Consider the following 22,843-nt stretch of genomic DNA (forward strand, 5'->3'; position numbering starts at 1 on the left):
GATATCTGCCCATCTGTCGCGGAGCCCCAGCCCCCATGAAGCACACTGTCATCCTTGTCGTGCTCGACGGCCTGAACTTCGAGGTCGCCCAGCACGCCATGGGACACTTGCAGGCCTACGTCGGCGCAGGACGCGCAGCCCTCTACAAACTGGAATGCGAACTGCCCGCCCTGTCCCGCCCGTTGTATGAATGCATCCTTACCGGCGTGCCACCGATTGACAGCGGCATTGTCCATAACAACGTCTCGCGCCTGTCCAACCAGCGCAGCATTTTCAATTACGCCACCGACGCCGGCTTGAGCACCGCTGCGGCGGCTTACCACTGGGTCAGCGAGTTGTATAACCGCACGCCCTTTCTCGCCGCCCGCGATCGTCACACCGACAACAAGGCACTGGCGATCCAGCACGGGCATTTCTACTGGACTGACCACTATCCGGATTCCCATCTGTTCGCCGATGCCGAGAGCCTGCGGCTCAAGCACGCGCCCAACTTTTTGCTGGTGCATCCGATGAATATCGACGATGCCGGCCACAAGCATGGCCTCGACACCGCGCAATACCGCAACAGCGCCCGTTCGGCCGACATTATCCTGGCCGACTACCTGCAAGGCTGGCTCGACGCCGGCTACCAGGTGCTGGTCACGGCCGACCACGGCATGAACAACGACCGCTCTCACAACGGCCTATTGCCGCAAGAGCGCGAAGTGCCGCTGTTTGTCCTCGGTGACGCCTTCAGCCTGGATGCTGACGCCGCGCCGAAACAAACCGATCTGTGCGGTACCGTCTGCGAGCTGCTTGGCGTGCCGCACGACAAACCGGTGTGCCGGGAGTTGCTCAAGTGAATTCGATGACCCGCGGCAAATGGCTGGCCCTGCTGTGCCTGGTGCCCTTCGCACTGTTCTTTATCGTGTTCGAGATCGCGCCGCTGGTATGGGTGCTGATCAACAGCCTGCAAACCGAAGAGGCCGGTTGGGGCCTGGAAAACTTCACACGGATCTTCAGTTCGAAGTTCTACCGGCAGGCGATTCAGTTCAGCCTGGAGATCAGTTTCTACTCCAGCATCTTCGGCATCGTCATCGCCACCTTGGGCAGTTATTCGTTGCGCCGGGTGGATTCGCCGCTGCGCAACTTCGTCACGGCCTTTGCCAACATGACCAGCAACTTCTCCGGCGTGCCCCTGGCCTTCGCGTTCATCATCCTGCTGGGCTTCAACGGCAGCATCACCATCATGCTCAAGCAGGCCGGGATCATTCAGGACTTCAACCTGTACTCCAAGACCGGCTTGATCATCCTCTACACCTACTTCCAGATTCCTCTTGGTGTGCTGTTGCTCTACCCGGCCTTTGATGCATTGCGCGAAGACTGGCGTGAGTCGGCTGCGCTGCTCGGCGCCAATGGCTGGCAGTTCTGGCGACATATCGGCTTGCCGGTGCTCACCCCTGCCCTGCTTGGCACTTTCGTAATCCTGTTGGCCAACGCCCTTGGCGCCTACGCCACGGTCTACGCCCTGACCACCGGCAACTTCAACGTGCTGCCGATCCGCATCGCGGGGCTGGTCTCTGGTGATGTGTCGCTGGACCCGAACATGGCCAGCGCCCTGGCCGTGGTGCTGGTAGCGCTGATGACGGTGGTCACCGTGGTCCATCAACTGCTGCTCAAGAGGAGCTACCATGTCTCGCGCTGATGCCGGCCCGGCCTCCCTCTACCATCGGGTAGTGGTGTACCTGCTGTTCCTTGTTCTGGTACTGCCGCTGATCGGCACCTTTGTCTACTCGATCTCCAGCAGTTGGTCGGCGACTATCCTGCCCGCCGGTTTCAGCGTGAAATGGTACGTACAGCTGTGGAGCGACCCGCGCTTTCTGATGGCGTTCGGGCAATCGTTGCTGGTGTGTGTGGGCGCGTTGATCCTTTCGGTGGTATTGATTTTGCCGCTGCTGTTCGTGGTGCATTACCACTTTCCCAAGCTTGATGCGCTGATGAACATTCTGATTCTGCTGCCCTTCGCGGTGCCGCCGGTGGTGTCTTCAGTCGGTTTGCTGCAACTGTACGGTTCCGGGCCGTTGGCGATGGTGGGTACGCCGTGGATTCTGATCGGCTGCTACTTCACCGTGGCGCTGCCGTTCATGTACCGGGCGATCACCAACAACCTGCAAGCCATCAACCTGCGCGACCTGATGGACGCCTCGCAACTGCTCGGCGCCAGCACCTGGCAAGCGGCGATCCTGGTGGTGCTGCCTAACCTGCGCAAAGGCCTGATGGTGGCATTGCTGTTGTCGTTCTCGTTCCTGTTCGGTGAGTTCGTGTTCGCCAACATCCTCGTCGGCACGCGCTACGAGACCCTGCAGGTGTACCTCAACAACATGCGCAACAGCAGCGGCCACTTCACCAGTGCCGTTGTGATCTCCTATTTCTTCTTTGTGCTGGTGCTGACCTGGGCCGCCAATATCTTGAACAAGGACATAAGCCAATGAGCTTCGTCAGCGTCCAACATCTGCAAAAAAGCTACACCGGCACGCCAGTGTTCAGCGATATCAACTGTGAAATCGCCAAGGGCGAGTTCGTCACCCTGCTCGGCCCGTCCGGTTGCGGCAAGTCCACCCTGCTGCGTTGCATCGCGGGGTTAACCTCGGTAGACAGCGGCACAATCCTGCTGGATGGGCAGGACATCGTGCCCCTGAGCCCGCAGAAACGTCAGATCGGCATGGTGTTCCAGAGCTACGCGCTGTTCCCCAACATGACCGTGGAGCAGAACGTCGCGTTCGGCCTGCGCATGCAAAAGGTCAACGCCGACGACAGCCACAAGCGCGTGCAGGAAGTGCTGCAATTGGTTGAGCTAACGGAACTGGCCGGCCGCTATCCGCACCAGATGTCCGGCGGCCAGTGCCAGCGCGTCGCCCTCGCCCGCTCCCTGGTGACCCGCCCGCGCCTGCTGTTGCTCGATGAACCGCTGTCGGCATTGGATGCACGTATTCGCAAGCACTTGCGCGAACAGATCCGCCAGATCCAGCGCGAACTGGGGCTGACCACGATTTTCGTGACCCATGACCAGGAAGAAGCCCTGACCATGTCCGACCGCATCTTTTTGATGAACCAGGGCAAGATCGTGCAGAGCGGCGATGCCGAAACCCTCTATACCGCCCCGGTGGATGTGTTTGCCGCCGGTTTTATCGGCAACTACAACCTGCTCGATGCCGACAAGGCCAGCCAGTTGTTGCAACGGCCAATCAAGGGGCGCATTGCCATTCGCCCCGAGGCCATCGAGTTGAGCCGCAGCGGCGAGCTCGATGCGCTGGTGCGCAGCCACAGCTTACTGGGTAACGTGATTCGCTACCGCATCGAAGCCCGTGGCGTGGAATTGGTGGTCGACGTACTCAATCGCTCGGCCGACGACCTGCACCCGGACGGCCAGCGCCTGGCACTTTCCATCGACCCCAGCGCCCTGTGTGAAGTAGCCTGACAGGCAGCGACCTATTGAGAGAGAACATGACGGATGGCATTGGTAATTTTTGATCTGGACGACACCCTGATCCACGGCGACTGCGCCACCCTGTGGAGCGAACAGATGGGCCGCCTGGGCTGGGTAGACCCTGAGTCGTTCATGCGCAGGAACAACGAATTGATGGACGCCTACAGCCGAGGCGAGTTGCGCATGGAAGACTTCATGGACTTCAGCCTGGAGCCGATGATCGGCCGCACCCCGGAAGAAATCGAGCATCTGGTGGAGCCGTGGGTTGAGGACGTGATCGAGCCGCTGATCTATAGCGACGCCACCAAGACCATCGCCCGCCACCGTGCGAATGGCGACCGGATCCTGGTGATTTCCGCCTCGGGCACTCACCTGGTCACGCCGATTGCGGCGCGTATCGGTATTGAAGAAGTGTTGGGGATTAACCTGGACGTCGGCCACGGCGTGTACAGCGGCAGCACCGTAGGCGTGCTGACCTATCGTGAAGGCAAGATCACGCGCCTGCTGGAATGGCTGGAGCAGGAAGGAGAAACGCTGGAGGGGGCGTATTTCTACTCGGATTCGCGCAATGACTTGCCGCTGCTGCTCAAGGTGGATCACCCGCAGGTAGTGAACCCGGACCCGGTGTTGCGCGCCCATGCCGAACAGGCCGGCTGGCCGATCCACCACTGGACCTGAATCAATAGAGATCAACCTGTGGGAGCTGGCTTGCCTGCGATAGCGGTGCAACAGTGAAGAATTCTTCATCTGGTGCACCGCTATCGCAGGCAAGCCAGCTCCCACACTGACTGCATTTCAATCCAGGATTCGGTCAGGCTGTTGGCAATATGGACTACATCGAATGTAGGACTGGGTTCTTCTAACCCTCCACATGCCCCTCAACGCCTTGCAATGCTTTCACAGTGCCTCCATAGTGAGTCTGGACTGAGCCCGTAGCAGTAGCGTCGGGCTTTTTGCATTATGCGACCGGACCATATGGAACCGGCTCCCTCAAAGACGGCCTAATATGCGTTATCAATTGCCCCCGCGTCGAATCAGCATGAAGCATCTGTTCCCCAGCACCGCCCTCGCTTTTTTCATTGGTCTCGGCTTCGCGTCGATGTCGACCAATACGTTCGCAGCCAATAGCTGGGACAACCTTCAGCCTGATCGCGATGAGGTGATTGCCAGCCTTAACGTTGTCGAGTTGCTCAAGCGCCATCACTACAGCAAGCCGCCGCTGGACGACGCTCGCTCGGTGATCATCTACGACAGCTACCTCAAGCTGCTGGATCCGTCGCGCAGCTACTTCCTGGCCAGCGATATCGCTGAGTTCGACAAGTGGAAGACGCAGTTCGACGACTTCCTCAAAGGCGGCGACCTGCAGCCCGGCTTCACCATCTACAAGCGTTACCTGGACCGCGTCAAAGCGCGTCTGGACTTCGCCCTGGGTGAGCTGAACAAAGGCATCGACAAGCTCGACTTCACCCAGAAGGAAACCCTTCTGGTGGATCGCAAGGATGCCCCTTGGCTGACCAGCACGGCAGCGCTGGACGACCTGTGGCGCAAACGCGTCAAGGACGAAGTGCTGCGCTTGAAGATCGCCGGCAAAGAGCCCAAGGCCATTCAGGAACTGTTGACCAAGCGCTACAAGAATCAGTTGGCGCGCCTGGACCAGACCCGTGCCGAAGATATCTTCCAGGCCTACATCAACACCTTCGCGATGTCCTACGACCCGCACACCAATTATCTGTCGCCGGATAACGCGGAAAACTTTGATATCAACATGAGTCTGTCCCTGGAAGGCATTGGTGCCGTCCTGCAAAGCGACAATGACCAGGTCAAGATCGTACGTTTGGTACCGGCAGGTCCGGCGGACAAGACCAAGCAGGTCGCCCCGGCAGACAAGATCATTGGCGTGGCCCAGGCCGACAAAGAGATGGTCGATGTGGTCGGCTGGCGCCTGGACGAAGTGGTCAAGCTGATCCGTGGCCCCAAAGGCAGCGTGGTGCGCCTGGAAGTGATTCCGCACACCAACGCACCGAACGACCAGACCAGCAAGATCGTGTCAATCACCCGTGAAGCGGTGAAGCTCGAAGACCAGGCGGTGCAGAAGAAAGTCCTCAACCTCAAGCAGGATGGCAAGGACTACAAGCTGGGCGTGATTGAGATCCCGGCCTTCTACCTGGACTTCAAGGCGTTCCGTGCCGGTGACCCGGACTACAAGTCCACCACCCGCGACGTGAAGAAGATCCTGACGGAACTGCAGAAAGAAAAAGTCGACGGCGTGGTCATCGACCTGCGCAACAACGGCGGCGGCTCCCTGCAAGAAGCCACCGAGCTGACCAGCCTGTTTATCGACAAAGGCCCAACCGTGTTGGTCCGCAATGCTGATGGGCGTGTCGACGTGTTGGAAGACGAGAACCCGGGCGCCTTCTACAAGGGGCCGATGGCGTTGCTGGTCAACCGTCTCTCGGCCTCGGCTTCAGAGATTTTCGCCGGCGCCATGCAGGACTATCACCGTGCGCTGATCATCGGCGGCCAGACTTTCGGCAAGGGCACCGTGCAGACCATTCAGCCGCTGAACCATGGCGAGCTGAAACTGACGCTGGCCAAGTTCTACCGGGTTTCCGGGCAGAGCACCCAGCATCAGGGCGTGCTGCCGGATATCGATTTCCCGTCGATTATCGACACCAAGGAAATCGGCGAAAGCGCACTGCCTGAAGCCATGCCATGGGACACCATCCGCCCTGCGATCAAGCCGGCGTCGGATCCGTTCAAGCCGTTCCTGACGCAGTTGAAGGCAGACCACGACACCCGCTCTGCCAAGGATGCCGAGTTCGTGTTTATCCGCGACAAGCTGGCCCTGGCCAAGAAGCTGATGGAAGAGAAAACCGTCAGCCTCAACGAAGCGGATCGCCGTGCACAGCACTCCAGCATCGAGAATCAGCAATTGGTGCTGGAAAACACTCGCCGCAAAGCCAAGGGTGAAGATCCGCTCAAAGAGCTGAAGAAAGAAGATGAAGATGCCTTGCCGACCGAAGCGGATAAAACCAAACCGGAAGATGATGCCTACTTGGCCGAGACTGGCCGGATCCTCCTCGACTACCTGAAGATCACCAAGCAGGTGGCCAAGCAGTAAATGATGGCAATTTAATGTGACCGCTCCACGCAGTGTCATCATATAGACATCATTCTGTCGTGAAATGAAAGGACCGCAGGCTTAACGCCTGCGGTCCTTTTTTTTCGATCGAGATCGCCATGACCGTGACCGAACCGCTGAATGCATTGGGCTCAATCCTGGCTCAAGGCAGTTTGCACACCGCAGGAAGCGCGCCTGATGTTGCCCAAGCCGGATAACACCACGACTGCCCTCAGCGATGAAGGCAGTGACCTCAGCGCCCTGCTGAACGAACAGCCAGCGGTGGATCAAGACACCGCCACGGCTCAAGTGCTGGAAGCGTTCCATCACCAGGCCAATCTCAATTCACTGGCGGTGCTGGATGGCGGCGGTCGCCCGATTGGAATTGTGCACCGACACTCGCTGTCGGACGCGCTGCTCAAGCCGTTCGCGACCGACTTGTTTGCGCGCAAACCGATCAGCCGATTGATGAGCGATGATTTCCTGGCGGTGGAGTTGAGCCAGTCCTTGCAACAGGTCAGCCGTTTATTGACCAGCCGCGCACGGCAGCGCATCGAAGAAGATTTCATCATCACGTTGAACGGTGACTATCTGGGCCTGGGCCGGGTGATCGACGTGCTCAAGCTGATCACCGAACTGAAAATCCAGCAGGCGCGCTACGCCAACCCGCTGACTTTGCTGCCAGGCAACGTACCGATCCAGCAATGCCTGGCTCGGCTGTTGCAGCAACAGCGCGAGTCGCTGATCTGTTATGTGGATATCGACAGTTTCAAGCCGTTCAACGATATCTACGGCTACGGGCGTGGGGATGAAGTGCTGCTGTGCCTGGCGCAATGCCTGAACGACCAGGTAGACCCCAGCCGCGACTTTGTCGGGCATATTGGCGGCGATGACTTTTTGCTGGTGCTGGGCCCGCAGGATTGGCGCAAGCGGCTCAACCAGTTGCTGGACGACTTCCATACCCAATGCCGACGCTTTTACCGCGCCGAGCACGTGGATGCTGGTTGCTTCGTGTCACTCAACCGTCAGGGCGTGCGCCAGGAGTTCGCCTTGCTATCGCTGTCTATCGGTGTGGTGCATCTGTATCCACAGGCCTGTGCGCAACTCGATGCCAGCCAGTTGGCAGAACTGGCCTCGCAAGCCAAGCACCATGCCAAGGACGTGGCCGGCTACAGCATCCATGTGATCGACAGCCTGGACATGTACTCAGCAGCGCTTTAAGCCTCGGCGGACTCCGGGTATTCGTACTCGAACACCCGCACCACTTCCGAAGCGTGCCAGGACGCAGCCGCCACGCCATCGGAGGGTCCACTGAAGCGCCCTAGACGCTCCACACACTCAAAGAACCCGGTACGTGGCAGGCGGCTGGCACCCTGGCTGATCACCAGGGAACTGCGCAGCGGCTGCTCGGCCTTGGCATCCAGCGCCGCCAGGTGCTCCAGGGCAGCCGCCAGGGTCTGCATGGCTGGCGTCGGAAATTGCAGGCGCTCAAGCAGCGCCCGGTACGTCAACAAATGGCGCTGGCGACGCGCCTGATCCAATTCGTTGAGCAACCCATCCCAGTGTTGACGGCTGATACGTAGGCTCAAGACTCATCCCTCCAACCTGCCACGCCCAATTCCCAGGCCAGGCTGCGGCGAATTGCGGCATCCGGCTGGCGTTCACCACTTTCAATCAAACCAAGGTACGAGGGGCTGATCCCCACCGTGCGTGCCAGGGTCTCGATAGCCAGGCCCTTGGCTTCACGCAGGCCGCGCAGGTCTGCGAGCGGGCGCAGGTCCTGGTCGATGGCGGTAGAGGCGGCAGGAGAAGAAGCGGGTGTAGGTGGCTGCTGACCGGCAGCTCTTAGCAGTGCCTGGTACTGGTCCCATGGCAACACCGCATATTCGGGTGCGCCATCGCGTGAAATGATCTGAATATCCATGACTGCCCCGTAGGATAAAAACACTTACTAAGTAAGTTCTTTCCTTAGAAGTGTAATCCTAACAGCCGCGAAGGTCGCTGGGGGATCCCCGGCATCATTAGTTTTTTTGTGGGTTTTCCTGGGCCAGCAGCTCAGGCGTTGCAGGGAGGCGCTCAACCACCGCGAGTTTTTCCGGGCGTTGCGCATCCCGCCAGGCGCGAAAGGCGCTCAGTTCGCCGCTCAGGGTCTTCATGACCCATGCCAGCACCGCGATGTCGTCGAACATGCCGAACATCGGGATGAAGTCCGGGATCGCGTCAATCGGGCTCAGAAAGTACATCAACCCCGCCACCACCGAGATCAACGCCTTGGGGCTGATCGCTCGGTATTCGCCGCGCCAGTAAGCCAGGCAAAGGGCTTGGAGCAATTTGAGATCATCCTTGAGCTGGCCCAGGCGATTGCCCTGGCTTGAGCCTTTGGCCGCAACGGCAAACAGCAAGGTCGGCAAACGTCCACGGCCCAGCAGGCGCGCGGCCATGGGCAGAAAGCGGGTGAAATTGAAGGGTGGTTTCATCAGGCACTCCAGTTCCAGGCGAGGTAAAAGGTTATCCACACAAATTGTGGATAACCTTGTGAACAGAGCCTGTTTTATCAGCTGAAAGCCACGGTCTATAAGGCTTACAGTCAGATCGGGCGTTTTTTGCGCACATAAAAAAAACCCAAGATTTCATTGACTTGGCCTGTATGTGCGGCTACCCGTGCTCGAGTCTTACATCAGACTGCGCGCAATGCTGCGGGTTCTATCGGATTTACCCAGAAACAACAACGCCCCGTCGAGACGGGGCGTTGTGTGTTCAGGCGCCGATTACTTCTTGGCGGCTGGTGCAGCAGGTGCGTCAGCAGCTTCTGCCTTGGCTGGGTCCTTGATGCCCAGCAGTTCCAGGTCGAATACCAGCACGGAGTTGGCTGGAATCGCCGGGCTCGGGCTCTGGGCGCCGTAGGCCAGGTCGGACGGGATGTACAGCTCGACCTTCTCGCCAACGTGCATCAGTTGCAGGCCTTCGACCCAACCCGGGATCACGCCGCTGACCGGCAGGTCAATCGGGCTGCCGCGATCCACGGAGCTGTCAAAGGTGGTGCCGTTGGTGAGCTTGCCGGTGTAGTGAACAGTCACCACGTCGGTTGGCTTGGGCTGTGCGCCGTCGGCCTTCTTCACGATCTTGTACTGCAGACCGGAAGCGGTGGTGACGACGCCGTCTTTCTTGGCGTTGTCTTCGAGGAATTTCTTGCCGGCAGCTGCCGACTCTTCGCTCATTTTGGTCATGCGCTCTTCGGCACGCTTTTGCAGCGCGGCGAAGGCTTCAACCAGCTCGTCATCTTTGAGCTTCTGCTCTTTCTTGCCGACAGCATCTTCGATGCCTTGGGCTACCGCTTTGGAGTCCAGGTCATCCATGCCTTCTTGGGCAAGGCTCTTGCCCATGTTCAGGCCGATGCCGTAGGAAGCTTTTTGCGCCGGGGTTTTCAGCTCTACGCTGGTCTGCGAATCACAACCCGCAAGTACCAGGCTAACCAGGGCCACCGCCGCCGCCAACCGATGCTGTTTCATGCTATTTCCTTGTTCATGCGCCAAAAGGGCATTCGAATAAAGTCGCGAGCTTATCAGGCGGCCACGACCAATGGCTACCGGCATGTGAGCAGGAAACTTCTGATAAGTTCACGTGTTTAAAAGCATTTCCATTTATCATGGGGCACCGCGACGGATCGCGGGACCGCCTGCCAGCAGGCTCATCGCTACTTGCCGCACCTGTGGCGCAGTGGCATAACAACGCGACAATTCGACAAGGATAGTTATCTTGCGCACTTTTTCCCGTGTTTTACTCCTGGTACTGATCGCCCTGGGCCTGATTCTGGCCGTGGTGCTCTATTACACCCTCAACCCCAAGCTACCGGACTACGTGCCAGTAAAGCAGGTGCACTACCAGGATCAATGGAGTGCCGCTGACCGCCAGACCTACTACTTCACGCCCCAGGGCACCCAGGTAAAGGGCCTGCACTACGATTGGTTCACGGCCCTGGAGCTGCCGTTCTCCGAGCAACGCTTTGCCGCGCCGGAGTACCTGGCGCGCTTTGGTTTTCTGGTCGACCCCAAGCAAGTGCCCACCCCGCAAAACCCTGGCAACCTGCCGGTAGGTTTTGCCCGACACCAGAACGCCGACAGCCAGGTTCAATACCTGGATATCACCTGTGCGGCCTGCCACACCGGTCAATTGCACTTCAAGGGCCAGGCCCTGCGTATCGACGGTGGCTCGGCGCAACACGTGCTGCCCTCCAGCGTACCCACCTTGCGGGGCGGCAGTTTTGGCCAAGCCCTGGTCGCCAGCCTTGCCGCTACGTATTACAACCCGTGGAAGTTCGAGCGCTTCGCCCGCAAAGTCCTGGGTGATCAGTACGATACCCAGCACAATCAGCTGCGCCAGGACTTCAAACAATCGCTGAACCAGTTCCTCAAAGTCGCCTGGAATGATACCCATCGCGGCCTCTATCCCACCGAAGAAGGCCCCGGTCGTACTGACGCCTTCGGGCGCATCGCCAATGCCAGCTTTGGCGACGCTATTTCCCCCGACAATTATCGTGTCGCCAATGCCCCAGTGGACTACCCGCAGTTGTGGGATATCTGGACATTCGACTGGGTGCAGTGGAATGGCTCGGCTCAGCAGCCCATGGCGCGCAATATCGGTGAAGCCCTTGGTGTAGGCGCAACCCTGGCCTTCTTCGACAGTGCCGGCCAACCGCTCCAGGGCGACGCTCGCTACCCGTCCAGCGTACGCGTGCGGGACCTGCACCTGATCGAAGAAACCCTGCAACGCCTCAAGCCGCCAACCTGGCCGGAGGACTTGTTCGGCGCCATCGACAAACCCCTCGCCGCCCAAGGCCGAGCACTCTTCGCCGAAAACTGTGCTGGCTGCCATATACCCGCGGTCACCGAGGAAAATGGCCGCCCGGTGCAGCAGTTGAAAATGCTGCCGGTGGACTACATCGGCACCGACCCCGGCACCGCCAGCAACATTGCCGACCAGCGTTATGACCTCAGCGCCCTGCAATGGGACCCGGCCGAACTGGCCCAACTCAATGTTGAACTACACCCTGCGCCCACCGCGCCACTGGATCTGAAAAAAATGTCCGTGGCCCAGGGGCTGGCCTACGTCACCGCCTTTGTCGAAGAACATGCCTACCGCGCTGCCGGCGTGACCCCGGCCGAGCGCCCGAGCCTGGACGGGTTCGGCCTGCCGATTGGCGTGCGCGAATTGCGTGCCTATAAAGCGCGACCACTGGCAGGCGTATGGGCTACCCCGCCGTTCCTGCACAACGGTTCGGTGCCGACGATCTACCAACTGCTTTCGCCCCAGGACGAACGCAGCACCACCTTCTATAAAGGCACGTTCAACTACGATCCACGCCATCTGGGTTTTGAAACCGCCTCGTTCAAGAATGCCTTCCTGTTCGATACCCGAATCACCGGCAATCACAACAGCGGCCACGAATTCCGCGCAGGCGCGCGGGGCAATGGCGTCATTGGCCGTGGCTTGCTGCCCCAGGAGCGCTGGGCGCTGCTCGAGTACCTCAAAGTACTGGGCGGCCCGCTGGAGCACCAACTGCCATGATTATTCGATCACAAAACAAGGAACGTTCCATGCTCGCTCGTCTCTGGCTGCGTCTCGGCGCTTTTCTCGGCAAGACCCTGTTGTGGCTGGTGGGCGTTGGGCTGTTGGGGTGGCTACTGGCGACCGTATGGTTCGCCTGGCAGCACAGTGGCCCGGTGTCAGCGGATGAACAGATCCCGCCGGGTGAAGCAGCGATGACCCAAGGCATCATCCAGACCGCCGTACGCATCGTTGACCAGCACCGCGAAGGCACTCGCTACCTGCGCGATGCCCATGCCAAGGCCCATGGTTGCGTGAAAGCCGAGGTCAGCGTTCTGGCGGATCTCGACCCGGCCTTGCGCCAGGGCGTGTTCGCAGAGCCGGGCAAGGTCTGGCAGGCGACGATGCGCCTGTCCAACGGCAACGCCTACCCGCAATTCGACAGCATCCGCGATGCCCGCGGCATGGCGATCAAGCTATTGGATGTGCCGGGCAAGCAACTGATGGCCGACCAGCAAGCCCGCACCGAGCAGGATTTCGTGATGTTCAGCCACCCGAATTTCTTTGTCAGCGATGTCGCCGAATACGCGCAGAACATCGGCGCGCAAGCGGATGGCAAGAAGGTCCTGGCGTTCTTTCCCAAGCTCGACCCGCGCAGTTGGCAAATACGTCACCTGTTTATCGCCCTGGCAACGCTGGCGCCCGCACCGGCCAGCCCGACGCAGACGACTTACTTTTCAGTGTCGCCCTACAAGTTTGGCGCGGCCAACGCCAAGTTTCGCGTCGCGCCCGACCCGCAAAGCTGCCCGGAATACGTACTGCCTAAACAGAACCAGGCCCTGCCGAACTTCCTGCGCAGCGCCCTCAATCAGCAACTGTCCACCGACCGCGTAGCGGCCTGTTTCGTGCTGCAGATCCAACGGCAGAACCCGCAAAAGTTCATGCCCATCGAAGACACCAGCATCGAATGGAAAGAAAGCGATGCGCCGTATGAAACCGTGGCCAAGGTCAGGATTCCTGCCCAGGATTTCGACACGCCGGCGCAGAACCTGGCCTGTGACAACCAGTCGTTCAACCCTTGGTTCGGTGTGGAAGCACACCGCCCCATCGGCGGCATCAACCGGTTGCGAAAGGCGGTGTATGAAGCGGTCAGCGACTACCGTCACAGCCGCAATGCGCCGTAGCGGCCGTTGCGCGTAAAGAGCGCGTAACAATGGGCCCGGCGCCGTAAGGTTTGCGTCGGGTCTATTGAAGCCAGGAAGCCGAGGCCCTAGCGTGATCGTCAACTCAAATCTACGCAGGAAATCACCGTGGAAAGCTCAACTCTCGGCATGCTCGTGCTTTCAATAATTGCAGTGTTCGGCACCGCGTCGTTTATTTTCGAACACTTGGCCGTTCGCCAGACACGCAAGAAAAAACTCAAATAACCCAGCAGTACTCGCCAGGCTTGGGAGTCAGCCGAACCTGTCCGAGGCAGACTTGCCCATACGCTCGAACTCCAACTCAAGATCATCGTCTGCAATAACCCCTGCGCAGTACAAGCGCAGCAGCATGTACAACGGAACAAGCATCCGCCCCGTCTTTTCAATTCGACTTCCTGAACTCTGGGTGACACCAAATTTCGCCCAGAAATCCGCCTGGGTCATCCCTTTTTTCGTTCGAAAAAAAATGACCTCATTCACAAACTTTGAACATCTATACATAAACGCCCAACTCCCGCTCAGAAGAAGGGGATCTTCACATACTCCTTGATATCAGGATACCTATCAACACTTATAGTTTAACGCTTATGCAATCTGCATAAAGCTATGCACTTCGAAGCCGAGGAAGCCAGCATGAAATATCTAATAGACAAACGCGAGAACATATCACCACGTTATCTGGAGGGCATGCATAAACTTCGGGCTTCAATCTTCAAGGATAAAAAAGGCTGGGATGTGTCGATAATTGCCGACATGGAGATAGATGGTTACGACGCCTTGGCCCCCACTTATATGCTGCTGATCGATGATATCAACGAAAACAAAGTGGCGGGCTGCTGGCGTATATTGCCAACCACAGGTCCCTATATGCTCAAAGACACGTTCCCCAACCTGTTGACCACTAAAAAACCTCCGCGTGCCGCCAACATCTGGGAGCTTAGCCGATTTGCCATAAGTGCCAGTGAGCGCGGCGGCTTCGGCTTTTCCAATACCGCCATGAAGGCCATTGGTCACCTCATCAGGCATGCGCACTCGCAGCACGTTGAAAAGCTCATCACCGTTACTTCCGTGGGTGTCGAAAAGATGCTGATGAAAGCGGGGCTGGAGTTGGTCAGACTAGGCCCGCCCCTGACTATCGGCGTAGAACGAGCCATCGCTGTTGAAGTTAACTTGAGCAACAAGACCCTGGACGCAGTCAATGCTATTTGATCTGAGTACTTGACGCCGCTGAAGAGTGAGGCGGGCTACGATGTCGCCAGGGCCGTGCAACTTCAAGCGAACGTGCAAGTTGCAGCAGCAAGGCCTCATTGCCCATCTTTGCGATGAACTGTGTGCCGATGGGAAGTCCTGTTTCGTTCCAGTACAGAGGCACACTCATCGCCGGTTGCCCGCTCATATTGAACGGTGTCGACCACCCCATATATTCCATGACAGTGCGCGAATGTTCTGCAAGGCGATTGCCCAGTCGCAGGGGCCAGTCCATTCCCCATTTACCTAATACTCTACGCGATAGGCGATCCTCCAACGGACTCAAGCGAAACGCTCCCACCTTCGATGCCAACTGGTTGGCTACCGGCGTCACCAGCACATCGTAGTGTTCATGAAAGGCGCTCATGATGCGCCCCTGATGAAGCGCCAACTCTCTCGCCCTGGCGAGATCGACCGCTTTGAGGATATGGCCCTGCCGGGCCAGGGCCCAGGTCCCGCTCTCGAAATCCGCGTAAGTCGCCACGCGATCAAGCATGCGCCCCGCGTTCTGCACCAGGCTCGCCATTTCCCCGCACACCAGGGTCAGCATGGCTTCGCATAATTGATCGGGGGATGCCAAGGGTGGATGGGCTTCAACCACCTCGTGCCCAAGGTCCGTCAACAGCTTCAAACTGCTTTCCAACGCGGCGCGACAGTCGGGACTCAAATCCCCACCCAGAAAAGGCTTGAAGGTGTAAGCAATGCGCAGCCTGCCAGGCGCATCGCCGATACCCGCAAGAAACGATTGAGCCGGTGCGGGCCAACGGTAAGCATCAGCATCATCACTCCCCGCAATCAGGATATCGAGCATGGCAGCACTGTCGCGCACGCTTTTTGAGACCGCGTGTTCAACTACCAGACCCTGCCATAACTCTGAAAAATGCGGCCCGCAGGGAGACCGACCACGTGTTGGCTTGAGGCCGAAAACCCCGCAATGGGAAGCGGGTAGCCGAATTGAGCCACCTCCATCGCTGCCGTGGGCAATCGGGGTCATGCCCGCCGCGACCGCTGCACAGGCACCGCCGCTGGAGCCGCCCGGCGACAGTTCCAAGTTCCAGGGGTTACGTGTGGCACCGGTTGCATCAGACTCGGTATAGGGATGCAAGCCCAACTCCGGCGTCGCGGTTTTACCGACAAAGATCAACCCCGCCTGTCGATAACGCTTGATCGTCTGCGAGTCCTCCCTGGCAACATAGTGCGCGAACAGCCGGGAGCCGTTACGTGTGGGGCAGCCCTGAATTTCCGCAAGCAGGTCCTTGACCAATAGGGGGACGCCGGACAACGGGCCGTCTGCCAATGGCACCTCGCATTGTGCCTTGGCCTCGCGCTCAAGAAGATGCACCACCGCGTTGATCGCGCCATTTCCTGCGTCGATCCGCTGAACGGCGGCGCTCACAAGCTCCAGAGGGGTTACTTCTTTAAGGCGCACCATCTCAGCCAGCGCAATGCCGTCCAACTGGTCGTATTCAGGAAAGTGGAACGCGCTGACCATAAGACCCCTTAATTGAAGGCGTTATCGATAATCCGCATCAGGGCGTGACCAGGCCGGAACGGATGCCGCTGATCACGGCGTGCTGGCGTGATTCAGCATTGAACTTACGCATAAAGTTGGTGACATGGTAATTAACTGTAACTTCTGCACAGGACAGAATTCGCGAAATTTCCCAAGAGGTTTTACCGGCGGCCACCCACTTCAGACATTCCAGCTCACGAGCGGTCAACTTCGGTGGTTTTTCGACCTCCTTTTCAGCAGCACTCTGTATTTTCTGGAACGATTCGATCAGATAATCACGCATCAAGGCAAATTGTGGCAGCCCCTTGGAACGAATGACGTCGGCCGGTGACTTCTCATCCGTAATAAAGTTCAACATTCCGAACTCTCCGCGCGGCCCATGGATGGGCATACACAGCCCTGAACAAACACCACTGGCACTCGCAGCCTCATACAATTGCTGTTCGGGCTTGTTAATAAAATTTTCCTTTGTCCAGACCAACGGCAATGAACTGTTCAAGCAATGAAACACAACAGGGTCGACTTCGTAATAGGCATTCGCGTCATAGATACTGCGCCATGACCTGGAATAATTACTGATGATGGTCGAAGAGCTGAAAGGCGTACTGATCGTGGGCTTAACCCCAAACAGCACCGAAGAAAATCCATACTCTTTCGCCAAGGCAAACAGCACTTTACTCCAGGCCTCCAGCGTCTCACACATCAGAATGTCTTCAAGCATCTTAACCTCCTTGTTATATGGGGACTATTAGTGGCCGCCCCACATTGAATGGCCACTATTCGAAGAGCAACGCTCACCTTGCCAGGCAGGTTGGATCCAATCCACTTCAAGAAGTAAGTTAACGAAAAAACATAGATTGTCAAATTAAACAAAAGTCATAATGGCGCGCATTAAGTCCCGTGACGAATGGTTCAATCGCGCCTGTCAAGATAGTGCATAAGTGTGTTATGGAAGTGCCGTATCCTGGATTCATGAAGATCGCTCAATACCAGCGGGTCATTGCTCAAGGCTTGCAGGCCCGCACGCATATTCTTGATATTGTCCATGTCCTGATCGTATACATAGCCTAACCAGTCAGGCAGTACACCGGCGTGCTCATAGGTGTCGTCCGGCCCCATTTCCACGGTCGCTGCAGGCTCGGGCCGCTGCGCGCCCTTGGGTATGTCGACCAAGTAGAAAAGATCGAAGATGCAGCTGTTATGGTCGTTTTGGTTGGGGCGAAAACGCAGCACGGGCGGCAGAGAAATGCCGCGAAAGAAGATCATATTCGGGAACAGCGAATACTGCAGTACATCGACGGCTTCAGCGTCAGACAACCCACTGACATCCCTGCCACTGGCCAACCCGTATTGCAAACGCATCACACTGGCCATGTAGCGCCTTGCTGTCATGCCGGCCTGAAGGTGAGGGGCGTAGGGGCCGCTTTTCCCATTGAGTACGTTGCGATGAAATTGATCCATGATCGCCTGTTCGGACAGCGGCTCATGATCCTCGCAGACCGATAGCCCGACCGCGTGAAAACTGCGGCTCACATGACGCTCATCGGGTCGAACATCGTATTGCAGGGTATCGCTCAGATGGGCCCATGTATGCCCGTGCGTCTCGGGGGCATGCAACCCTTCCATGAAGGACTCCATGACGTTTTTCCAGTTCGCCGGGAGTATGTGCCGGCTGTGCCCCGCAATGTACTTGCCCTCATACTGATTGATGGCCAACTCACCGGGCAGGCTCTCCATATAATCGGCCAAAGGCTCGCAGGCAGGATCCATATTGATGAAAATGAAACCGCCCCAGGTGTCTGTCTTGACCTCCAGCAAACGGCGACCCTCCCAGTCAAGGTGGGCAAAATCCCATGCCGCCGGTATGCGCTTGAGGGTGCCATCCAGGTCCCAGGCAAATCCGTGATAGGGGCAACGCAGTTCTCGCACGCTCGAATCGCCCGAGCACAGGCGCCGGCCACGGTGACGACAACTGTTGTAGTAGGCCTTGATTTCCAGTGCTTCGTTACGAACGAGGATGAAGGATAACTCGCCGATCTCGTAGAGCGTCAAATCCCCCGCCTCTGGAATTTGTTCCTCCCGCGCAGCCATCTGCCAAACTCGAGACCACATCCGATCCATTTCCAGTTGATGAAAACCGGCAGACAGATAGGCGTCGCGATCAACCTCCATCCTGTACCGGCCTGCGGGAAAATGCTCCCGCATATCGGCCGGGACACTGCTCTGATCGTCGCGTGCCAGGACCTCTTGATAATCGATGGGCATGGACAAGTCCGCGACGTGCTCGATAAATTTGCTTTTCATCTTCCCTCCTTTGATGCCGTGTGGATGAGCAGGCTGGACTTATGCATCCGCCTGGGAACCCGGCATCACCGGGCTGAGGTTCTTGATATACGCCGTCACCACCCCCAACAACCCCAGGTGGTTATACAAACCAAAATGATCCATGCCAGCGATTTCCGAATAGTCAGCACCCTCATGCAGTTCGATAAAGCGCTTTGACTCATGGGGGCTCACAGCTTCATCACAGGTGCCGGCGATGACATGGCACGGCACCCCGAGTTGCTCATCCTGCAGCGGGTACTCGCCGACTTGCAGCGCGGTAATAGCCCGGCTATAGCAATACAGCGACTCCGCGGATTCAAAGGGCAGGCTCGTCAGGTGGATAAGGTTCGGATCCGTCGCGTCGAGGATCTCGCTGGATTGGCGGCTCTGTGTCGCACTCTCGGTATTCTCACTGCCGGAGCGCGCAAAAAACGACGCGTGAAAGCGCTCTGCCTGGCTACGCGACTGTGAAATAAGCGGCAACACCTGCCGCAGGTTGCGCATGAAAGCGGTCTCCTCTTCCTCTGCGCTCACCAGACCATACGCGCCACTGATAAGCGTCAGGCTCGCGACTTCTTTCAACTTGCGGGCGTGATAGGCGATGTAGGCCCCCGAACACCAGCCGATCAGATGTGCTTTTTCTATATTGAAGTAATCAAAAATCCGCTGCAGGTCGCCGATATGCGCCGCAACACTGACGTCAATGGTGTCGATATCATCCACGGGGCTGGGGATACCGCGGCTTTCCCAGGTAACAAAGCGGAAGTCATCTTCCAGGGCCTCCCTGAGGCGGTTGGCCAGTTCCAAAGGCATGCCGACTGCGTTGATGAAGACCACGGTTTCCTTGCGCTTGTCCGCCGAGGCATAGACATTGAGGGGCACCCGGTCTTGTGTATCGATCACGTATTGACGCAAGAGGTCAGGTTTGCGTTGGCTCAGCGCCACCACCCCACCCTTGATGTAGCCCTCGACGTCTGCAATCGTCAGCGCACAGCCGCCTCCATCGGCCCGAAGAAAGGTCTTGGTGTTGTGGATGTAGGGGTTGTAAAACACGGTTTTACGGGCCAGCAGTTTCTCGATGGCCGAGGGGTTTTCCAGCCCGCTTTCATCGATCTGCAAACCACTGAGCTCAATGGCCTGGGAAATAATATCGAGCAACACGCGCACTTCGATATTGGTCGACGACGTGGCGTGGAAGATGCCCCGCGGGCAACTCGCCAGATTGTCGTACACCCGCATGATGTCCTGGCACACCTGATCTACTGGCACCAGGTTGACCCTGGCGTGGGGCTTACCCGACAGGCGCACGGTTTGTTCAGTGTTGCGCATGGCGCGCTTGAGGCGGTTGACCTCCCTCAGGAACCCATACAGGCCAGTGGTGCTGCCACCTGCGGATTGAGTGGCCTGCGGACCGATAACAATCGACGGTCGGATAATCACCAACTCAATTCCACTGGCAGTGCACAGGCGGTCAATCAAGTGCTCGGCCGCACATTTGGTTTCTTCGTAATAGTTATTGAATTCAGTGCTCTGGTGCAGGCATTCCTCCACCTCACCCGAACCAACGCCTGCGGTATAAGCAGTCGAGATATAGAAAAACGTCTGGCAGCCCAACGCCTGTGCTGCATGGAACGCATGGGTCAGGCCGTTGATATTGTGCTCATAGATAATGTCGCGGTTCTTTTCTTCGAAATTGAGCGATGAAGCAAAGTGCAGGAAGACCGCCTGCTCCGAGGCCTGCGCCCGGGACTGAGCGATATCCATCCCCGCCAACGGCTGGGTGATATCGGCGCGCCGGGCTTTCAAGCCGGCAAAAGAGAGTCGCGCGTCAGTGGCAGGATAATGCTGGCCCGCCGAGAGCACCGCATCGCGGATACGATGTCGGCACTCATTGTCGTCGCGCCCCCTGACCAGGCAGGTCACATCGAACTCACCGGTGAGCAAATGCCGATAGATAAAATGGCTTCCCAGAAAACCAGTGCCGCCGGTCACATAGAGCTTTTTCATGTCGCCTTCCTCAAACGGTAAATGACGGGCCTGCTCAGGCCGGTTCATGGGCCTGTTGCAAAGCCATCTGGCGCAATTGATTTTTGGCAATCTTGCGCAAGCCGGCACGGGGAAAATCTTCCAGGAAAATAATTTCGCGAGGCCGCTTGAAGTCGGCCAGGCGCTCGCGGCAGGCCTGTTCGATATGCCGCCTGGCGAGCGCCTGGTCCTCACGACCGCTAGCGTTGAGCACGGCAAACAACACCGGTGTTTCCGTCAACAAGGGATCGGGGCGCGACACTACCGCCACTTCGCTGATCATGGCGCTGGCGTACGCAGCGAACTCAATCTCCGAAGCCGATACGTTTTCCCCGCCCACCTTGATGATGTCTTTCAAGCGCACATCAAAAAACAGCACGCCCTCGGTAGTCTCGAAAAAGCGGTCGCCGGTGATGTACCAACCGTCCTCTGTGAAGGCGTCGCGGGTTTCGCCAGGCTTGTTGAGATAGCCCAGAAACAGATTCTTGCCGGGTTGCGCGTTGAACTGCAGATCGGCACTGATTCGCGCATTGAACGGCCCGGCATTCGCGACGGGATCGGTCAACCGATAGCGGTAGCCACTCACTGGCTTGCCAATCGAATAATTGAGGTCCGCGCTGTGCTGCTCGCTCGTCACACTGCCAATGGCAAACAGCTCAGTCATGCCCCACCACCCTACGGTCTTCACACCAAACAGCGCCTCCACGTCGGTGTTGCGGCTGGGAAAGCCCCAAAACCTGAAGCTGTGTCGAACCGGTTTCTCCAGGGCTGCCAGGGCATGACAAACGAACGGCAGGATCGCGGCCCATGTGCAGTCAAAGTGTGCTGCATCGCTCCAGAAGCGTTGGGGGTTGAACACCCGCCGCAGCACCATGGCGGCTCCCGAAAACAATGAGGTGAGCACTTGATAGGAAAAAGCCATGGTGTGGCAGAGCGGAAAAAACACCAGCGTCACATCGTTTTCGGTGACCTGCAGGTGCTCGATATTGGACTGCGCTGACCACACCAGGTGCGCGTGGGAGATGACGACGCCCTTGGGCTGGCTGGTAGTGCCCGACGTATAGAGGATCAGCGCTGGATGATCGCCTGCGACGCACGCCATGCCGACGCAGGCCCCCCGCATGGAGACGAGCTCATCGATGCCAGGAAAAACGGAGCACTCGCCGGTGTCCTCGTCCGAGGCTGCCACCACTACCAGGGAAGTATGCAGGTCGCCGGCAAACAACCCCAGGTCATTGAGTGAGGTGACGACCATCTTCGGCGCAGCATCGCTGACGATGTAGCGCATTTCTTCCTGACTGAGGCGATTACCCACTACTACAGCGGTCGCTCCGAGATAGGCGCAGGCGAATACCAGGATCAACGCATGGGCTTCGACATCGAGGCACAGCACGATTCGATCGTCACGCTTGATACCCAGCCCGGCCAAGGCCACCGCTGCGTTGCTGATAGCTTGATGAAGCTGGGCATAGGACAGCTTCGCGGCACTGCCCAGATCCGGTAAGTGCAGCGCGGTACGCTGGGCATGCCGATCGCACACCTGCGCTAATGCCAGGCATACATTTGCACCGACGCCAGGGGTCAACTGTTCCATCTCACATTCCCTTGCCATACCAAAAATAGAAGACGCACATTGCCAGCCGCGGTGCCAGGCGAAGCAGGCTCACGTACCGCACTCCGGCCTGGCCTGTGCGCGTTGCTCGATCATCACGTCGCTGTCGATCAGATGCACCTTGTAGGTCGTCAGTGCGCAGCGGGTATGCGGCCCCAACGCCTCGCCCGTCTCCAGGTCGAACCTGGCGCCGTGGTGCGGGCAAATCAGTTGGCCGCGCCGGATCAAGGCGCCGTCCATCGTCTTACCCTGATGCGGGCAGCGGTTTTCCACGGCATAGACCGCCTGCCTGGCCTGGCAAAGCAATATCGCCTGCCCTTCTACTTGAACAGCCAGCGTGCCGCCTTCCTCCAGCGCATCCCGCTTCGCGGCGAACTGACAAGCGGGCGGATGCTCTACCAACGGCGACGACGCCTTCACGACCTCACTGCTCACGTTGGGCGAACCACTGGACGATCTGGTCGATACTGCAACCGTAGAGGCCAACTGCATCCTTTTGCGCAACGGTGACCTGGCTGACACGCTCAAGCTGCGCGAACAGTGCCATCATGGTCAGCGAGTTGATTTTCAATCGAGTCTCGATCAGTGGCACATGTGGCTCGACCGTCACGGCTCGGCCCAGGGTGGCCTGCAACGCGTCCTGGACGGTCTGGCGAGTGATCTGCATCTACGCCTCCTGTGGATGCCGGCGACCCGGGCATCGGTGCGGATTGGATTTTTATATTCCCCATCTTCCTGGCGGCCATCAACCTATAAGCCTTATGGGGAGACATCTTCCCGCGCCCAT

General features: G+C 58.2%; 21 protein-coding genes and 1 pseudogene. 10 read left to right on the forward strand and 12 right to left on the reverse strand.

Features of this window, described 5'->3' with window-relative positions; genetic code table 11:
• Positions 1–35: 35 nt before the first annotated feature.
• The 7 genes and pseudogenes from E4O97_RS02665 to E4O97_RS02695 all read left to right on the forward strand — a co-directional run.
• Complete coding sequence (locus E4O97_RS02665; RefSeq protein ID WP_103735455.1) at positions 36–842, forward strand: alkaline phosphatase family protein; 807 nt, start codon at positions 36–38, stop codon at positions 840–842.
• Between the two features lie 5 nt (positions 843–847).
• Positions 848–1,684: an ABC transporter permease subunit gene (locus E4O97_RS02670; RefSeq protein WP_177464543.1), complete on the forward strand. Its 837-nt coding sequence runs from the start codon at positions 848–850 to the stop codon at positions 1,682–1,684.
• A complete protein-coding gene (locus tag E4O97_RS02675) occupies positions 1,671–2,471 on the forward strand; it encodes an ABC transporter permease (protein ID WP_248160827.1) in 801 nt (266 codons plus the stop codon). The genes E4O97_RS02670 and E4O97_RS02675 overlap by 14 nt, the downstream gene beginning before the upstream one ends.
• Positions 2,468–3,457: an ABC transporter ATP-binding protein gene (locus E4O97_RS02680; RefSeq protein ID WP_032876992.1), complete on the forward strand. Its 990-nt coding sequence runs from the start codon at positions 2,468–2,470 to the stop codon at positions 3,455–3,457. Before E4O97_RS02675 ends, E4O97_RS02680 begins: the two co-directional genes overlap by 4 nt.
• Before the next feature lie 33 nt (positions 3,458–3,490).
• Positions 3,491–4,144: an HAD family hydrolase gene (locus E4O97_RS02685; RefSeq protein ID WP_032876994.1), complete on the forward strand. Its 654-nt coding sequence runs from the start codon at positions 3,491–3,493 to the stop codon at positions 4,142–4,144.
• Positions 4,145–4,505: 361 nt separating this feature from the next.
• The gene (locus E4O97_RS02690) at positions 4,506–6,587 is read left to right on the forward strand and encodes a carboxy terminal-processing peptidase (protein WP_228309648.1); all 2,082 of its coding nucleotides are present in this window, start codon (positions 4,506–4,508) and stop codon (positions 6,585–6,587) included.
• Positions 6,588–6,767: 180 nt separating this feature from the next.
• Positions 6,768–7,808 (forward strand): annotated as a pseudogene (locus E4O97_RS02695) (GGDEF domain-containing protein); the annotation flags it as partial.
• On the opposite strand, the gene E4O97_RS02700 reads toward E4O97_RS02695, so the two are convergent.
• The 4 genes from E4O97_RS02700 to E4O97_RS02715 form a co-directional block, all read right to left on the reverse strand.
• A complete protein-coding gene (locus E4O97_RS02700) occupies positions 7,805–8,176 on the reverse strand; it encodes a hypothetical protein (protein ID WP_005786715.1) in 372 nt (123 codons plus the stop codon). The pseudogene E4O97_RS02695 and the gene E4O97_RS02700 sit on opposite strands and share 4 nt — an antisense overlap.
• Positions 8,173–8,511 (reverse strand): helix-turn-helix transcriptional regulator, encoded by a 339-nt coding sequence (locus E4O97_RS02705; protein ID WP_078820792.1) that lies wholly within the window; start codon positions 8,509–8,511, stop codon positions 8,173–8,175. Before E4O97_RS02705 ends, E4O97_RS02700 begins: the two co-directional genes overlap by 4 nt.
• A gap of 97 nt (positions 8,512–8,608) precedes the next feature.
• Positions 8,609–9,064, reverse strand: coding sequence for a DUF1232 domain-containing protein (locus E4O97_RS02710; protein WP_005786711.1), 456 nt, complete (start codon positions 9,062–9,064; stop codon positions 8,609–8,611).
• Between the two features lie 291 nt (positions 9,065–9,355).
• The gene (locus E4O97_RS02715; RefSeq protein ID WP_005786709.1) at positions 9,356–10,096 is read right to left on the reverse strand and encodes an FKBP-type peptidyl-prolyl cis-trans isomerase; all 741 of its coding nucleotides are present in this window, start codon (positions 10,094–10,096) and stop codon (positions 9,356–9,358) included.
• A gap of 247 nt (positions 10,097–10,343) precedes the next feature.
• Here E4O97_RS02715 and E4O97_RS02720 point away from each other — a divergent pair, with 247 nt between their 5' ends.
• A complete protein-coding gene (locus tag E4O97_RS02720; RefSeq protein ID WP_248160828.1) occupies positions 10,344–12,152 on the forward strand; it encodes a di-heme-cytochrome C peroxidase in 1,809 nt (602 codons plus the stop codon).
• Entirely contained in the window at positions 12,149–13,315 is a 1,167-nt protein-coding gene (locus tag E4O97_RS02725; RefSeq protein WP_223018443.1) for a catalase family protein, read from the forward strand. Before E4O97_RS02720 ends, E4O97_RS02725 begins: the two co-directional genes overlap by 4 nt.
• Before the next feature lie 270 nt (positions 13,316–13,585).
• Here the strand turns inward: E4O97_RS02725 and E4O97_RS02730 are convergent, their stop codons facing one another.
• Positions 13,586–13,777, reverse strand: a complete 192-nt coding sequence (locus tag E4O97_RS02730; RefSeq protein ID WP_050549313.1) for a hypothetical protein — start codon at positions 13,775–13,777, stop codon at positions 13,586–13,588.
• Positions 13,778–13,966: 189 nt separating this feature from the next.
• Here E4O97_RS02730 and E4O97_RS02735 point away from each other — a divergent pair, with 189 nt between their 5' ends.
• A complete protein-coding gene (locus E4O97_RS02735; RefSeq protein ID WP_050549314.1) occupies positions 13,967–14,542 on the forward strand; it encodes an acyl-homoserine-lactone synthase in 576 nt (191 codons plus the stop codon).
• Here the strand turns inward: E4O97_RS02735 and E4O97_RS02740 are convergent.
• From E4O97_RS02740 to E4O97_RS02770, 7 genes are all read right to left on the reverse strand, one after another.
• Positions 14,535–16,073, reverse strand: coding sequence for an amidase (locus E4O97_RS02740; RefSeq protein ID WP_078820789.1), 1,539 nt, complete (start codon positions 16,071–16,073; stop codon positions 14,535–14,537). The two genes, E4O97_RS02735 and E4O97_RS02740, sit on opposite strands and share 8 nt — an antisense overlap.
• Before the next feature lie 37 nt (positions 16,074–16,110).
• Positions 16,111–16,815 carry a LuxR family transcriptional regulator gene (locus E4O97_RS02745; protein WP_050549315.1) on the reverse strand — a complete coding sequence of 235 codons (705 nt, stop codon included), beginning with the start codon at positions 16,813–16,815 and terminating at the stop codon, positions 16,111–16,113.
• A gap of 191 nt (positions 16,816–17,006) precedes the next feature.
• Positions 17,007–18,398 (reverse strand): aromatic ring-hydroxylating dioxygenase subunit alpha, encoded by a 1,392-nt coding sequence (locus tag E4O97_RS02750; RefSeq protein WP_078820788.1) that lies wholly within the window; start codon positions 18,396–18,398, stop codon positions 17,007–17,009.
• A gap of 39 nt (positions 18,399–18,437) precedes the next feature.
• Positions 18,438–20,426 (reverse strand): alpha/beta fold hydrolase, encoded by a 1,989-nt coding sequence (locus E4O97_RS02755; protein WP_248160829.1) that lies wholly within the window; start codon positions 20,424–20,426, stop codon positions 18,438–18,440.
• 34 nt (positions 20,427–20,460) lie between these two features.
• Positions 20,461–22,038, reverse strand: a complete 1,578-nt coding sequence (locus tag E4O97_RS02760; RefSeq protein ID WP_248160830.1) for a class I adenylate-forming enzyme family protein — start codon at positions 22,036–22,038, stop codon at positions 20,461–20,463.
• Positions 22,039–22,107: 69 nt separating this feature from the next.
• Entirely contained in the window at positions 22,108–22,491 is a 384-nt protein-coding gene (locus E4O97_RS02765; protein ID WP_050549317.1) for a Rieske (2Fe-2S) protein, read from the reverse strand.
• Positions 22,481–22,723 carry a hypothetical protein gene (locus E4O97_RS02770; protein ID WP_032877005.1) on the reverse strand — a complete coding sequence of 81 codons (243 nt, stop codon included), beginning with the start codon at positions 22,721–22,723 and terminating at the stop codon, positions 22,481–22,483. The genes E4O97_RS02765 and E4O97_RS02770 overlap by 11 nt, the downstream gene beginning before the upstream one ends.
• Positions 22,724–22,843: the final 120 nt, after the last annotated feature.

Source organism: Pseudomonas sp. W15Feb34 (assembly GCF_023127765.1).
In the GTDB taxonomy this organism is placed as follows: domain Bacteria; phylum Pseudomonadota; class Gammaproteobacteria; order Pseudomonadales; family Pseudomonadaceae; genus Aquipseudomonas; species Aquipseudomonas synxantha_A.

Coding starts and splice junctions, on each gene's coding strand:
- E4O97_RS02770 (WP_032877005.1), bottom strand. CDS start 22,723: ATGCAGATCACTCGCCAGACCGTCCAGGACGCGTTGCAGGCCACCCTG.
- E4O97_RS02685 (WP_032876994.1), top strand. CDS start 3,491: ATGGCATTGGTAATTTTTGATCTGGACGACACCCTGATCCACGGCGAC.
- E4O97_RS02680 (WP_032876992.1), top strand. CDS start 2,468: ATGAGCTTCGTCAGCGTCCAACATCTGCAAAAAAGCTACACCGGCACG.
- E4O97_RS02690 (WP_228309648.1), top strand. CDS start 4,506: ATGAAGCATCTGTTCCCCAGCACCGCCCTCGCTTTTTTCATTGGTCTC.
- E4O97_RS02675 (WP_248160827.1), top strand. CDS start 1,671: ATGTCTCGCGCTGATGCCGGCCCGGCCTCCCTCTACCATCGGGTAGTG.
- E4O97_RS02705 (WP_078820792.1), bottom strand. CDS start 8,511: ATGGATATTCAGATCATTTCACGCGATGGCGCACCCGAATATGCGGTG.
- E4O97_RS02745 (WP_050549315.1), bottom strand. CDS start 16,815: ATGCTTGAAGACATTCTGATGTGTGAGACGCTGGAGGCCTGGAGTAAA.
- E4O97_RS02725 (WP_223018443.1), top strand. CDS start 12,149: ATGATTATTCGATCACAAAACAAGGAACGTTCCATGCTCGCTCGTCTC.
- E4O97_RS02710 (WP_005786711.1), bottom strand. CDS start 9,064: ATGAAACCACCCTTCAATTTCACCCGCTTTCTGCCCATGGCCGCGCGC.
- E4O97_RS02750 (WP_078820788.1), bottom strand. CDS start 18,398: ATGAAAAGCAAATTTATCGAGCACGTCGCGGACTTGTCCATGCCCATC.
- E4O97_RS02760 (WP_248160830.1), bottom strand. CDS start 22,038: ATGGAACAGTTGACCCCTGGCGTCGGTGCAAATGTATGCCTGGCATTA.
- E4O97_RS02715 (WP_005786709.1), bottom strand. CDS start 10,096: ATGAAACAGCATCGGTTGGCGGCGGCGGTGGCCCTGGTTAGCCTGGTA.
- E4O97_RS02730 (WP_050549313.1), bottom strand. CDS start 13,777: ATGACCCAGGCGGATTTCTGGGCGAAATTTGGTGTCACCCAGAGTTCA.
- E4O97_RS02670 (WP_177464543.1), top strand. CDS start 848: ATGACCCGCGGCAAATGGCTGGCCCTGCTGTGCCTGGTGCCCTTCGCA.
- E4O97_RS02740 (WP_078820789.1), bottom strand. CDS start 16,073: ATGGTCAGCGCGTTCCACTTTCCTGAATACGACCAGTTGGACGGCATT.
- E4O97_RS02755 (WP_248160829.1), bottom strand. CDS start 20,426: ATGAAAAAGCTCTATGTGACCGGCGGCACTGGTTTTCTGGGAAGCCAT.
- E4O97_RS02735 (WP_050549314.1), top strand. CDS start 13,967: ATGAAATATCTAATAGACAAACGCGAGAACATATCACCACGTTATCTG.
- E4O97_RS02665 (WP_103735455.1), top strand. CDS start 36: ATGAAGCACACTGTCATCCTTGTCGTGCTCGACGGCCTGAACTTCGAG.